General features: G+C 39.6%; 12 protein-coding genes. 10 read left to right on the top strand and 2 right to left on the bottom strand.

What is annotated here, in order from left to right:
• Positions 1 to 95: 95 nt before the first annotated feature.
• From ABLB96_RS15790 to ABLB96_RS15775, 4 genes are all read left to right on the top strand, one after another.
• Positions 96 to 977 carry a LysR family transcriptional regulator gene (locus tag ABLB96_RS15790; protein ID WP_348895401.1) on the top strand — a complete coding sequence of 294 codons (882 nt, stop codon included), beginning with the start codon at positions 96 to 98 and terminating at the stop codon, positions 975 to 977.
• A 197-nt stretch (positions 978 to 1174) separates the two neighbouring features.
• Positions 1175 to 2569, top strand: coding sequence for an L-cystine transporter (locus ABLB96_RS15785; protein WP_348895400.1), 1395 nt, complete (start codon positions 1175 to 1177; stop codon positions 2567 to 2569).
• 149 nt (positions 2570 to 2718) lie between these two features.
• Complete coding sequence (locus tag ABLB96_RS15780) at positions 2719 to 3534, top strand: PhzF family phenazine biosynthesis protein (RefSeq protein ID WP_348895399.1); 816 nt, start codon at positions 2719 to 2721, stop codon at positions 3532 to 3534.
• Between the two features lie 122 nt (positions 3535 to 3656).
• Entirely contained in the window at positions 3657 to 6419 is a 2763-nt protein-coding gene (locus ABLB96_RS15775) for a pitrilysin family protein (RefSeq protein WP_348895398.1), read from the top strand.
• A gap of 60 nt (positions 6420 to 6479) precedes the next feature.
• Here ABLB96_RS15775 and ABLB96_RS15770 read toward each other — a convergent pair whose 3' ends face one another.
• A complete protein-coding gene (locus tag ABLB96_RS15770; protein ID WP_348895397.1) occupies positions 6480 to 6869 on the bottom strand; it encodes a DUF3144 domain-containing protein in 390 nt (129 codons plus the stop codon).
• 101 nt (positions 6870 to 6970) lie between these two features.
• On the opposite strand from ABLB96_RS15770, the gene ABLB96_RS15765 reads away from it, so the two are divergent.
• Positions 6971 to 7603, top strand: a complete 633-nt coding sequence (locus tag ABLB96_RS15765) for a hypothetical protein (protein WP_348895396.1) — start codon at positions 6971 to 6973, stop codon at positions 7601 to 7603.
• Positions 7604 to 7638: 35 nt separating this feature from the next.
• Here the strand turns inward: ABLB96_RS15765 and ABLB96_RS15760 are convergent, their stop codons facing one another.
• On the bottom strand, positions 7639 to 9105 hold the full coding sequence (locus ABLB96_RS15760) for a CHAD domain-containing protein (RefSeq protein ID WP_348895395.1): 1467 nt from the start codon (positions 9103 to 9105) through the stop codon (positions 7639 to 7641).
• A 165-nt stretch (positions 9106 to 9270) separates the two neighbouring features.
• On the opposite strand from ABLB96_RS15760, the gene ABLB96_RS15755 reads away from it, so the two are divergent.
• The 5 genes from ABLB96_RS15755 to ABLB96_RS15735 all read left to right on the top strand — a co-directional run bounded on the left by ABLB96_RS15755 (position 9271) and on the right by ABLB96_RS15735 (position 13259).
• Entirely contained in the window at positions 9271 to 9654 is a 384-nt protein-coding gene (locus ABLB96_RS15755; protein ID WP_348895394.1) for a DUF962 domain-containing protein, read from the top strand.
• 114 nt (positions 9655 to 9768) lie between these two features.
• The gene (thiE, locus tag ABLB96_RS15750) at positions 9769 to 10380 is read left to right on the top strand and encodes a thiamine phosphate synthase (protein WP_348895393.1); all 612 of its coding nucleotides are present in this window, start codon (positions 9769 to 9771) and stop codon (positions 10378 to 10380) included.
• Between the two features lie 42 nt (positions 10381 to 10422).
• Positions 10423 to 11721 carry a glutamate-1-semialdehyde 2,1-aminomutase gene (gene hemL / locus ABLB96_RS15745; RefSeq protein WP_348895392.1) on the top strand — a complete coding sequence of 433 codons (1299 nt, stop codon included), beginning with the start codon at positions 10423 to 10425 and terminating at the stop codon, positions 11719 to 11721.
• Positions 11722 to 11783: 62 nt separating this feature from the next.
• Entirely contained in the window at positions 11784 to 12488 is a 705-nt protein-coding gene (locus tag ABLB96_RS15740) for an acyl carrier protein (protein ID WP_348895391.1), read from the top strand.
• A 132-nt stretch (positions 12489 to 12620) separates the two neighbouring features.
• Positions 12621 to 13259, top strand: coding sequence for an RluA family pseudouridine synthase (locus tag ABLB96_RS15735; protein ID WP_348895390.1), 639 nt, complete (start codon positions 12621 to 12623; stop codon positions 13257 to 13259).
• Positions 13260 to 13282 lie beyond the last annotated feature (23 nt).

The raw sequence follows: 13282 nt of genomic DNA, 5'->3' as shown, positions 1-13282 counted from the left end.
AGAAATCACTCAATTTTTTTATTATTAAAAGCGAGTTTGCTAATCTTTAAAAATGATTTAATATGATAGTAATTATCTTGTTTTGAGATAGTGGTATGTTGCTTAAGTCTCTAGAGTTTTTTTTAGCAGTGGCAGAAAGTGGAAGTTTTTCACTGGCTGCACAAAAAATGTATACGGTTCAATCGAATATCACGAGTCATGTGAAAAAGCTTGAAGAAGAGTTAGGGGTGGTTTTGTTAAATCGCCATAATCCCGTGACATTAACCAATGCAGGGCAGCAGTTGCATAGCTATGCTGTTCAAATGATTGCACTGCACAATAAAGCCAAAAAAATCTTTCAAGACAGTGATATTGACCCAAATGAAACCATTCGTTTAGGCAGTATGGAAACCACAGCCGCCATACGACTGCCTCAATTGCTTAATCAATGTATGCAGCAATATCCCAATTTGCCGATTGAGCTTCAAACTCATCCAACGGGATATTTGATTAACGCGGTGCAGCAAGGCGAGCTTGATTGTGCTTTTGTTGCCTCGAAATATGTGATTCCCGAGTTATATAGTTTTCCAGTGTGGCAAGAACAATTGGTTTTGGTTTGTCCGAAACAGCAAACCGAGTTTCCTGACATTGCCACGCTTGCAAAGACCAGATTTATTGCATTTCGACAAGGGTGTTCCTATCGCCATGCGATTGAGCTGTTTTTAAATGATCATAGTGTGCCGCCTTCGCAAATCATGGAAATGGGCAGTCTGGACGGCATTGTTAGTTGTGTAGAGTTGGGTGTCGGTTTTGCGCTATTGCCAAAATCATACTTAACCAAAGTGGCCGATAAAGTGTCATTAAGCTGTTTTGAAATTAATACTGAATCTGCGCACTTTACCACTTATGTCGTTGCTCAGCCTCCTGAGACATGGGGCAGTAATTTAAAGCAATTTATTTGTTTTATTGAGCAACAGTTTATACAGAAATGTGCTTAATTTTTATACATAAATATCCTACTTAACTTATGTTTTAAAAGTGATATATATGTATTTAAAAGTCATTTTATATTCTCATCCAGATCGGTAATGATCTGCATGCTAGAAAATTGTGGAAAAGGGTAGTTTATATAGGCCGGCTATGGTCAAATATGCCCCCTTAAAAGATGACACAAGCAATAATTTGGAGTTTGGGAATGAATATACCCTTAATCATCAATATTGTGGTTTTTGTCGGGTTAATATTTTTACTCGCCCAAACACGTAAAACGGACTGGAGCTTATCTAAAAAAGTTCTTGCCGGCTTAGTTCTAGGTGTAGTGTTTGGTTTAGGACTACATTTGATTTATGGCGGTGGCCATCCGATTCTTGCTGAATCTATTAGCTGGTTTAATATTGTTGGTAACGGCTATGTAAAACTTTTACAAATGGTCGTGATGCCTTTGGTATTTGTATCGATTTTAGGCGCGGTCGCCAAGTTGCACCAAGCTTCCTCTTTAGGAAAAATCAGCGTCTATACCATCGGAACTTTATTATTCACAACGTTAATTGCTGCACTGGTTGGTGTATTTGTGACAAACCTATTTGGTTTAACTGCCAAAGGTTTGGTGCAAGGGGCTGCTGAAACAGCACGTCTGACTGCGATTAATACCGATTATGTCGGCAAGGTAACGGACTTAAGCGTACCGCAATTTATTCTTTCCTTTATTCCAAGTAACCCTTTTGCTGAGTTAACGGGCGCAAATCCGACTTCAATTATTAGTGTGGTTATTTTTGCTGTCTTCTTAGGAATTGCGGCGCTCAACTTGATGAAAGATGACGCCGAGAAAGGTCAGCGTATTTTGACTGCTATTCAGACCTTACAGTCTTGGGTAATGAAGCTTGTGCGTTTAGTCATGACCCTTACACCGTATGGCGTTTTTGCGCTTATGACTAAGGTTGTGGCAAGTTCAAATGTGGCCGACATTTTAAACCTAGGCGGTTTCTTGGTTGCGTCGTATTTAGGTTTGGCGATTATGTTTGGCGTGCATGCCATTATTTTGACCCTGACTGGTGTGTCTCCGCTTAAATTCTTTAAGAAAGTTGCGCCAGTTTTAACCTTCGCATTTACAAGCCGTTCAAGTGCAGCAAGTATTCCACTAAGCATTGAGGCGCAAACTCGTCGTTTGGGTGTGCCTGAGTCTATTGCAAGTTTCTCTGCGTCGTTTGGTGCGACCATTGGTCAAAATGGTTGTGCGGGTTTATATCCTGCCATGTTGGCTGTGATGGTTGCTCCAACCATGGGCATTAATACACTCGACCCAATGTGGATTGCTTCTTTAGTGGGTATTGTGACTTTAAGCTCGATTGGTGTGGCTGGAGTAGGCGGTGGTGCGACTTTCGCTGCACTGATTGTTCTGCCTGCTATGGGGTTACCTGTAACTTTGGTTGCGCTGCTTATTTCAATTGAACCTTTAATTGATATGGGTCGTACTGCATTAAATGTTAATGGTTCAATGACTGCGGGTGTGGTTACCAGTCAGTTTATGGGACAGACTGATAAAGCTTTACTTAACAGTGAAGATGAAATTGAGTTAACCCAACATCATTAAGAATGAATATTAAACGGCTCGCCACTTTGGATGAGCCGTTTTTTTTATAGGTAAAAATTGACGCTGTGCTGTTAATTTAAAAAAAACTGTATCTGTTTTTCTGTTTAAAATTTTTCAAAAATGAGTCTATTACAAAAGAGTGCTTTATTATGAAAATGTATCAGGTTGATGCTTTTACAAAAGAATTATTTCGTGGAAATCCGGCTGCTGTCATTGTTGAAAAAGAATGGCTTAATGAGGATTTAATGCAGAACATTGCCCTTGAAAATAACTTGTCAGAAACTGCCTTTGTAAAAATTATAGACTCAGAAAACTATGAAATCCGTTGGTTTACGCCAACTGTTGAAGTCGCTTTTTGTGGGCATGCGACCCTTGCTAGTGCTTTTGTATTATTTAAAGATTTTACCGAGAAAAAGACCATTAATTTTCATGTTCGAAACTTAGGTGTTTTTATCGTTCAGCAAGATGAAGATGGCAAAATTAGAATGAATTTTCCAATTCGAAAAGCGCATCAAATCGAAGATTATACGCCTTTGTTACGTCAAGCACTAACCAAGCCGTTTAAAGCGGTTTATCAAAATGAGCAAGGTTATATTGTTGAATATGAGTCTGTTCAAGATGTGTTAGATGAAAAACCCGATATGAATTTGCTCAAAACTTTAGGTAAGCGAACGGCAATTACCACCCAAGATATGGATGTCGCAATCACGACAAAAGCAGACGAGCATTATGACTGTGTATCTCGTTACTTTGCACCTGTTGCCGGAATTGAGGAAGACCCTGTTACGGGTTCAATCCATACTGCAATAGCACCGCTCTGGGCAGAAAAACTCGCTAAAAATAATATTGTGGCTTATCAAGCTTCTGGCCGAGGCGGGGTTTTGTATTGCAACATTCTCAACTCGGAACGTATTGAAATTTCAGGATATGGCAAGTTGTTCATGCAGGCAGAAATTTTTCCTTAAAATATAAAGCCGTTTAAATAAACGGCTTTTTTTTCAAATCTTTACTATTAATCTCAGCTTAAATTTCCTACTATAGGGCCACGACTATTGATTTTTAATTATTCAAATTAATTGGTATTTCTATGTTTATGCAGTTTAAACAACTGACACTCTCCCTATGTATTCTTGGTATAAGTGCTGCGTCTTTGGCACAAACGACATTAGTAAAAAGTAAGCAAAATATTGAGGAATATAAATTAGATAATGGTTTTCGGGTAGTTCTTGCACCGAATGACAAAGAAAATAAAATCTTTATTAATACTATTTATTTGACGGGTTCTTTAAACGATCCACAAGGTAAAAGTGGCTTAGCTCATTTACTCGAACATTTGGCATTTAAAGGTACGCAAAATGTGAAGGGTGAAGAATTCCAGCGCCGTTTAGATCAATATACCTTAATGACTAACGCAAGCACGGATTATTATTCGACCAAATATACCAATATTGTTCGTCCAGAAAAAACTGCACTTGATGAAGTGTTGTATCTCGAATCTGAGCGTATGGACAAATTGGTTTTACAAGAAAAATTCGTTCCTTCTGAAATTGAAATTGTTAAGCGCGAACGTGAAGTCCGTATGGATCAGCCATTTGCTGTTCTGATGGATCAAATGTGGAAATCGGCTTATGGGAACAAGTATTTAGGACGATTACCAATTGGTGATTTACCTGAACTTAAATCTATTAAAATGCCGGAATTGAATCAGTTTTACCGCAGTTGGTATGCGCCGAATAATGCGGTGATGGTCGTTTCTGGTAAGTTTGATAAAACTGATATTTTAAAAACAATTGACCAATATTTTAGCCCGATTCCTGCACGGGCTGTGCCTAAGCCAGTTCAAGTGCCGGTATTAGATTCCACAAAAATGAAAGATCGCGAATTTGTGGTGAAAAAGGGCAGTGATTTAGCCAAATTCCATATTTATATGAATGGAAAAAACGTCAAAATTCAGCCGACACTGGCTTTAGCACCCATGTTATATACCATGCAGCCAAGTGGTCATTTGTACCAGAACATGGTTGAAACAGGTATTAGCACAGATGTTCAGGCGTCAACTTGGTTAGATCAAGATTTTAATGTGGTGTTTTTAGGTGCTGTCTATTCACCAAAAAATGACCCTAACAAGGTTGAAAGTGCGTTGCTCAGCGGAATCGAAAAGGGTAAACCTTTTACGGAAACCGAGCTAAATCGTGTAAAAAGTTTAATGAAAACACAAGGCGAGTTAATTAATAAAGACGCCGTTGCTTTGGGTTCTCGTTTAAGTGATTACAGCGTCGCAGGCGGCAAATGGGATCAATATTTTAAAGATTTAGATGCAGTTGAGAAAGTGAAGCTCAACGAAGTCAATCAAACCTTAAAACAGTTCCTTGTTGCTGGGCATCGTATTGATGGCGATATTTTGCCGACACCAGAAGATCAAAAGAAAGCTTTGCAACTTGATCCAAAAGATAAGCCTAAAACTTTAGATCAAACCGATGTTAAACCAGAGCCTTTAAAAGACCCGAAAGTTTATCAACAAGAAGTTGCCGAGTTCTTAAAAACTTCTAAGCAATATGCTGAAAGTAATGAGAAAAAGATTAGCCGCGGCAAACTTAAAAATGGAATGAAGTATGCTTTGTTCCCTGTAGAAACCCGTGATGATCGTACTTATGCCACTATTACGATGGATTTTGGTACGGAAAAATCTTTATTTGATAAAGGCACGGTTGTTGATTTAACGTCGTATTTGTTACTGCGTGGTTCTGACAAATATAGCTTGCAAGATATTGCTGATAAGTCGATTGATGCAGGCGGTGCAGCTTATGCAAGTGCTGACGGCAATGGCATGACCATTAACATTCAATCTAAAACTGAAAAATTTGATGAGTTCTTCAAGTTTGTTTTAGAGGTCATGAAAAACCCTAAATTTGAACAATCTCAATTCGATTTAATTAAGTCTCAAAGCTTATCGAGCCTTGATCGTCCTTATACAGAACCGGATGTGGTGGCTGGTTTAACCTTGTCACGTTTACTTGAAGAATACCAACCGGGTGATTTGCGTTATCACTTTGAACCTGAGCTGGCTAAAAAACAATTAAAGAATGTGACTCAAGAACAGGTTAAAGAGCTGTATGAGCATTTCTTTGCAATGAACCATGCGCAAATTGCGATTACAGGTTCATTCGATGCCAAGAAAATGAAAAAGCTATTGAATCAAGAGTTCGGAAGCTGGAACAGTAAACAGCCGTATGAAAAAATCTTGATTAAGCATGTAGATTATCCTGCTCAGCAAGTCCATGCTTTATCTGAACAGCGTGAATTTGGTAGTTACCAAAGCGTACTCACGTTGCCAGTTGGTAAAAACCATCCAGATGCATCTGCCTTAATTTTAATGAATTACATTTTGGGTGATTCTCAAATTTCATCACGTTTGGCTCAAGAGCTTCGTGAGAAAAATGCATTGGTATATGGTTTTGGCACAGGTCTGCAACTCGATCAAGATACCAATGTGGGTGCATTAAGTATTAGTGCAAACTATACGGCTGGGCGTTCAGCGCAAGTTACTGCCTCTGTTCATAAGGTACTTAATGACTTGATCACCAAGGGAATTACCGAGCAAGAGCTTGCAGCAGCGAAAGCAGATCTCATGAAAAAACGTGTTACTGCATTAGAAGACGAGCGCAATATTCACGGTATGCTGAATCTTGAGCTTGAGTCAGGTAAAACATTACTTGACCGTGTTAAGCATGATCAAGATTTAACAAAGCTGACTGTGGCTGATGTAAATGCTGTCATTAAAAAATATATTAAACTTTCAAATCTTGTGGAAGTGATGGCTGACCAATATGGTCAACCTCAAAAGCAGTAAAATAGCCTTATAAATAAAAAGCCACGTAAAGTGGCTTTTTATTTGGGTATTTAAAACTGATTAATGATCATGATCATGTTTGTGAGCATGGAAATCTTCATTCTTACGGAAACGTAAGTAGTTTTCGAACTGCTCGCAATATTCATCAAAGTTATCTTCAAGCATCATTTGAAATTGCTGAAGCAGATAAGACATGACTTGCTCTTTTGCATCGCGCATTTCATTGCCATCTTTAAAGTTGTTTGCAGCAACCCATGTATTAAAACGGGCAGTGGCAAATAACATGGCTGCACTCACTTGGCCGCGAAGCTCGGCAGGGTCAGGCTTTTGGCCTTTAGGCGGGCGACAAAAATCATTCGCTTGTTTAATGAATTCATCCGCACGCTCAAAGAAAACAGCATTTAACGCTTCTTCTTCAGTAATATCTGTTGCATTAATCTTATGAGACATGACTTATTCCCGCAAAAATAGAGCTGCTTATTATAGGCAAAGCCTTGCGGAAACAAAACCTTTGCCTTAGTCTGTAAATAGCCTAAGTATGGGGGGTTAGTATGCAAGATGCAATTGCTATTCAAAGTCTAAAAACAGACATTGCTTTATTACGCCAGCATATTTTTCCGCCCCAATATTTGGAACATGTAGAAGGGCTGCCAATTTATTATGGTTTACAAGACGAAGTTTTGGCCTATTACCAGCAGTGGAAAGATTTAATCGAAAGGGCACAAGAGCTTTTTCAGCCTTTTATGGAAGATGAATTACCTGATGCCATTCATTTGCCGAGCCACTTAAACCTACCTTTATTCTTTTTTCATGTAGACCGAATTCGTATTAATAAAACACGTGCAAAAGAATCGAAAACTTTCCGTGGTGTGGCAAGTCTCATAGAAAAATGCGGGCAGTTTGAGACAGACCAGATTTTTACCATGCAAGAATGGTTGCAGAGTGACGATACCGCCGCACTGGTTGCCCACCGTGAATTTATCGATTTAAGGACTTATGTGTTCCAGCATGGTCAAAGTGAATATACCCGTTCACGGTTTTATACCAATGGTATTGTGCTCGGGGTTGAACCACATTTTAAACTTGTCGATGCCCGCGATAAGCCAAGAAAGCAGCGTAGCGATAGTTATAATGACCCATTAGCAGATAATGGCGTATGGAAAGTATTTGGTAAATACCGATAAAAAGTCGCGACATATATGCCGCGACTTTAAGAACCTTACCAAAACGTTTTGGCTTGTTTAAAGCTAAGCAGTGCTTCGGAAGACTGATTTTGTAAATAAGGCTGTTTGGCTTTAATCCACCCAAGCGCAAACCAAAAATGTGGGTCATGTTCAATTGCCTTGTTAAATATATCTTCGGCAATAAACAGGTCGTTATAAAACCCTAAAGTATTTTGTAGGGGTTGTAAGTGCTTTAAAAACTGTTGAACATTTTTACGCGGGTATAAGCTCGATATAAATTCGATGCAGTAACGTAGCTGTTTGGCTTTTTTGCGTATTTTGTGCTGATCAGTGACTTCAAGCTCCGTAAAATGCTTAGCCTGACTTACCACTTGGTGATGTAATTTATCTAAGCTTTTTTCTATATGTTTTTTCAATTTTCTATGCGTGCTTTGGCTGTTTTCATCTGAATAAGCAAATGCCAATAATGCGAGCACAAGTTTAATGGTGTCTGCTGACTTAAAGCGAGTGGCAAGGTTTTTTAAAGACTGCTCAGAAGAAACAGGAAGCAAAAGCTCAGGTGAGCCATGCTGCACAATCATAGGTAAAATTTCTGTACGAACGGCATCTTCATCACGCGTGTCGCCAAGCTGGCGGAACAGTTCGGCAATTTGCTCTTCCCAAGCTGGGTTTAACTCGTTTGACCATGTAGAAAAATGTTTAAGTGCGCTACGTAATCGACGTAAACTCACACGTGCCTGATGAATATGTTCAGCTTCGGCCACTTCATCTGCAATAGCAGCCATATTGGGTAGGAACTGCCCTAAACAGTTTTCAACAATCTTTTTAAGCGCCTGTTCGGCTGAAATGTCTTTGTCTAAATTCAAGCTTTTTGCATGTACAGCAGGGGAAACAGCTTTTCCTAATGCCAGTAAGTTGCCGCGTTCGGCTTTACTTCTTACATCGAGCCATAGCTCGTAACGATCAATCCATTGATGCGCAAACTGAATCAGGGTTTTAACAGCACCTTGTTTCAGTTCAAATTCGACTTCGCAAATTTTACTTTGTGTGGTTGGCGTTTTTACTACGCCGTCATCCAGACAAACTTCAATAGCGGTGTCATCTGCTTCAAATACATGATAGGTACGGTGTACATCAGTCTCGAACTGCAAGCTTAGCTTTTCAACTTCTGTGCCTAGCACCTGAGTCAGTAAATCGGTGACTGTTTTATTGTCTTTATAGAGCTCAAGGTTTAAATCAGGTGCTTGGTCGCATTGACCTAAAAAGACTTCTTCTTCAACGCGGTGTAAATGGCTTTGACCCGCAGCTTTAAAGGTTTGCACCCATAAATCATTTTCTTTACGTAAACGCAGCGCCATACCATTTTTTGCAAGTAAGCGGTCTAGCGTGTCGTAGTATTTTGCCTGTAGGTGAATTTGCTGTGCTTTATGCTTTTTTAAGTATTGCTGGACAGTTTTTTTCTTCGATTCAGGTAACTGAAACTTAAGCTCAACTTCAACCATAATGGATCTCCCTGAATCAGGTATTTAAACTATCTTGAATAAGTATAATAGCTTAGTACGAAAAAGCATGGTTTTGATAGAGAAAGTTACAAAGCTACATATCACGCTCGTCTTTCTTTTGGGTGTACAATCAGGTGATGTTTTGATCAAATAAAAATCAGGAAGATGATCGTGAATGCACCAGTAAACTTCAATCATGAAGCTCAGCCAGAGTTTGAATTACCGATTAAAAACTATCAGGAATTTTATCGTTTTTATTTAACCGAACACCGTAACATCATGAGCAGACGCTTACATGTGGTGGGCAGTAGCATTGGCATATACTTTTTTTCAAAAGCCATTCGTAAAAAACAGGCGAAATATGCACTTTATGGTTTAGTTTCAGGCTATGCATGTGCATGGGTTGGGCATTTTATGTTTGAAAAAAATAAGCCTGCGAGCTTTAAACAGCCACTTTATAGCTTTGTTTCTGACTGGCGAATGCTTTCAGATGTGGCGACTGGTCGATTAAGTTTGATTGATCGTAAGCGCGATAAAATTCCGAGCTAATTTTTCATTTCTTTTGAATATACCGATTGGTACTAGGCGAGCCAGATCAATCGGTACTTATGATGATCTATAAATCCGTTATACTAGCGAAGTTTTTTAAAGCGAGAGTAGAGTATGCGCGGTTTATACCTCATTACCAATGATGACCCAATCCAATTATTATTAGAAAAACTAGACGCAGCACTCGCAACCCGTCAAATCGCAATTTTACAGTACCGCCGTAAAAAAGTAGACAAAACAGACCAACCCGCCGAAGTTGAACAGATCAAGCACTTGTGTGAAAAATATCAGGTTCCTTTTGTCATTAATGATGACTTACAACTGGCTGCACAGTTTGGTTTAGGTGTGCATTTAGGACAAAGTGACGGTGAAATCACAGATGCAAAATCGAAACTTCCTGAAGGTGTCATTATTGGTCGGACTTGCCTAAACTCATTAGAACTTGCACAAAAAGCAATTGCAGATGGTGCGACTTATATTGCATTTGGTGCCGTTTATGCGACTGCCACAAAACCAGAAGCAGGCAATGTCGGCATTGAAGTGATTAAGCAAGCCGCCGCTCAATATGATTTACCTATTTGTGCAATTGGTGGTTTAACTGTTGAAAATTCAAAACCCGTGATTGACGCCGGAGCTGACCTCTGTGCAGTCATTAGTGATATATTAGGTCGATCAACTGCTGAAATTCCTGCCCGTGTACAGGCGTGGGCACAATTATTTTCTTAAGCTTTCAAAATTATTTTTTAGATATTTAAGACGAGCATTTCCATGAGTTTATCTCCAAAGCAAGAACAGTTATTTAAACAAGCCAGCAAACACATTCCAGGTGGTGTGAACTCTCCGGTACGTGCCTTTAATGGCGTTGGAGGAACACCTGTTTTCATCGAGAAAGCCAAAGGTGCTTATTTGTGGGATGTAGACGGTAAGCGCTATGTTGACTATGTTGGTTCATGGGGACCAATGATTTTAGGTCATGCTCATCCTGAAATTATTAAGGCTGTGCAAACAGCAGCAGAAGATGGTTTAAGCTTTGGTGCGCCGACTGTTCATGAAACAACATTGGCAGATATTATCTGTGAAATCATGCCATCAATTGAATTGGTGCGCATGACAAACTCTGGTACAGAAGCGACCATGACGGCTATTCGTTTAGCGCGTGGTTATACTGGCCGTGACAAAATCGTAAAGTTTGAAGGTTGTTACCACGGCCACTCTGACTCACTTTTAGTAAAAGCGGGTTCGGGTTTGCTGACTTTAGGTGAAGGTGAGCCAACTTCAAAAGGTGTTCCAGTCGATTTTGCTAAACATACTTTAACGCTGCCGTATAACGATATTGCTGCATTAAAAGAATGTTTTGCTAAATTTGGCCATGAAATTGCGGGCGTCATTATTGAACCGGTCGCGGGTAACATGAATATGGTGAAACCAATTGATGGTTTCTTACAAGCGATTCGCGATATTTGTGATGAATACAAATCTGTATTTATTATTGATGAAGTAATGACAGGTTTCCGTGTTGCTTTAGGCGGTGCGCAATCGGTTTATAACGTTAAACCTGATTTAACAACTTTAGGTAAAATTATTGGTGCAGGCTTACCTGTAGGTGCATTTGGCGGTAAGCGTGAAATCATGGAATGCATCGCACCTTTAGGTGGTGTATATCAAGCAGGTACTTTATCTGGTAATCCACTTGCGATGCGTGCGGGTATCGAAATGTTTAAACATTTACGTCAACCCGACTTTTATAGCAAGTTATCTGCGCAACTTGAAAAGTTACTTGCAGGTTTACAAGCAGCAGCAGATGAAGTGGGTATTCCATTTAAAACTCAGCAAGCCGGTGCAATGTTCGGTTTGTATTTTACTGACCAAGAAGACATTACAAGCTTTGACTCTATGCTAGCGTGTGATATTGAAGCTTTCAAAAAGTTCTTCCATGGCATGTTAAAGCGTGGTGTAAACTTGGCACCGTCAGCATTTGAAGCTGGCTTTATTTCATCTGCACATTCTGATGAAGATATTGAATATACGATTCAAGCTGCTAAAGAAACATTTGCCGAAATGAAGTAAGCACAAAAAAGCCCGTTTAAAACGGGCTTTTTAATTTGAGCTATTTATATATGTAGAGAACAATGTTTTATCCCTTACCTCGAAAAATCCAATTAGCGGCAAGTACTTCAAATTGGCCTATTGAATCTACGCACAGTATTTTGCTTATTGTTGGGCTAAATGAGCTTGAAAATGCACCTGACTGGGCGCATCAACCGTTGGCTGATCATTTAGAAATGCTAAGCAAAAGAGCACAGGCGCTCGAAATTCCAGTCATGATGATTCATTCATCTCAGCTTCAGCAAACTATGTTACAGCTTGGGCAGCAGCTATCATCAAATACGAAAGCACAGGTATTTATGGCGGGGAATTTATCACCGCTATTTAAGCAAGTTATGCAGCTTGTCTTATCAATTACAGATCAGGTCGCTGTAGTCAATGATGCGATCTTGGCAGGTAGTTTAGAGCAGCATATACAGTGGATTGAAAAAATCAGTTTTGACTCCATTCAACATATAAACACACTGACTTTAATGCGGTTATGGTCTTTAAGTGCACCTTCATCTCAAATCTTGTCAGATAAAGGAATTTTATTGGCAGTTGCTGAACAAGTTGGACGGCATCCAATGGAACTTCATCCCGAAATAGATTTAAGAAACTATGGTTTAGATGCTTCGGGTGTCAATTATCTGGTGGAATTGTGGCGTGCGAATGGTGCGAGCTTGAGCGTTGAAGAGCTCATGCAAACACCTACAATGCAACATATTATGCAGTTATTGAAGCGCTGAGTGGCTTTAGTCATAAAGTGATTCATATTATTTGCAAATTCTGTCGTTAATTTACCCGAACGGCATTGTAATTCGGACGTAAGCTTTTTATTATTGCCCGCTTGTTTTTCATCTTGCCTTGGGAATACAACTTTGAGTGATTTTCTAAGTGAACATCTGATCTATCGTGATGATGATTTTATGGTGATTCATAAACCTTCGGACATTTTGAGTGTGCCAGGGAAAGGTGATTTACATGACAGCGTTTTGACAAGACTGGTGGCAATTGAACCACGAACTTTGCTCATTCACCGCCTTGACCGTGATACCTCAGGTATTTTGGTTTTTGGGTTATCCAAGCGTGGACAAAGTGCGATTGCGCGCCAATTTCAAGACCGTCAAACTTCGAAAATATATGAAGCGTTAGTCGCAGGTCATCTAGAGGGTGAGGGCACAGTTGATATCCCTGTAGTCTATGACCCAAGTCGACCGCCTTTGCATGTTGTCGATGCTTCTCATAACAAGCCTGCTTTAACACATTGGCAGGCGGTAGAACATTTCCAGATTCAGGGACAACCGGTTACACGTGTCAAATTAACACCGATTACCGGACGTTCTCATCAACTCCGTGTACACATGCAATATCTGGGACATCCAATTGTAGGTGATACATTGTATGCAACACCGGAACAATTACTTGTTCCTCGTCTGTGCTTGCATGCTAAACAGTTAAGCTTTAATCACCCTGTGACAGGGGAATCATTAACTTTTAACTGTCCCGTACCGTTTTAATGTAAAAACTTTCAATGAGTAAT

Origin of the sequence: Acinetobacter sp. XH1741, assembly GCF_041021895.1 — a bacterium.
Lineage (GTDB): Bacteria > Pseudomonadota > Gammaproteobacteria > Pseudomonadales > Moraxellaceae > Acinetobacter.
The sequence above is the reverse complement of the archived record's forward strand: the minus strand, read 5'-3'. Positions and strand labels throughout refer to the sequence as shown.

Coding starts and splice junctions, on each gene's coding strand:
- ABLB96_RS15790 (WP_348895401.1), top strand. CDS start 96: ATGTTGCTTAAGTCTCTAGAGTTTTTTTTAGCAGTGGCAGAAAGTGGA.
- ABLB96_RS15785 (WP_348895400.1), top strand. CDS start 1,175: ATGAATATACCCTTAATCATCAATATTGTGGTTTTTGTCGGGTTAATA.
- ABLB96_RS15780 (WP_348895399.1), top strand. CDS start 2,719: ATGAAAATGTATCAGGTTGATGCTTTTACAAAAGAATTATTTCGTGGA.
- ABLB96_RS15775 (WP_348895398.1), top strand. CDS start 3,657: ATGTTTATGCAGTTTAAACAACTGACACTCTCCCTATGTATTCTTGGT.
- ABLB96_RS15770 (WP_348895397.1), bottom strand. CDS start 6,869: ATGTCTCATAAGATTAATGCAACAGATATTACTGAAGAAGAAGCGTTA.
- ABLB96_RS15765 (WP_348895396.1), top strand. CDS start 6,971: ATGCAAGATGCAATTGCTATTCAAAGTCTAAAAACAGACATTGCTTTA.
- ABLB96_RS15760 (WP_348895395.1), bottom strand. CDS start 9,105: ATGGTTGAAGTTGAGCTTAAGTTTCAGTTACCTGAATCGAAGAAAAAA.
- ABLB96_RS15755 (WP_348895394.1), top strand. CDS start 9,271: ATGATCGTGAATGCACCAGTAAACTTCAATCATGAAGCTCAGCCAGAG.
- thiE (WP_348895393.1), top strand. CDS start 9,769: ATGCGCGGTTTATACCTCATTACCAATGATGACCCAATCCAATTATTA.
- hemL (WP_348895392.1), top strand. CDS start 10,423: ATGAGTTTATCTCCAAAGCAAGAACAGTTATTTAAACAAGCCAGCAAA.
- ABLB96_RS15740 (WP_348895391.1), top strand. CDS start 11,784: ATGTTTTATCCCTTACCTCGAAAAATCCAATTAGCGGCAAGTACTTCA.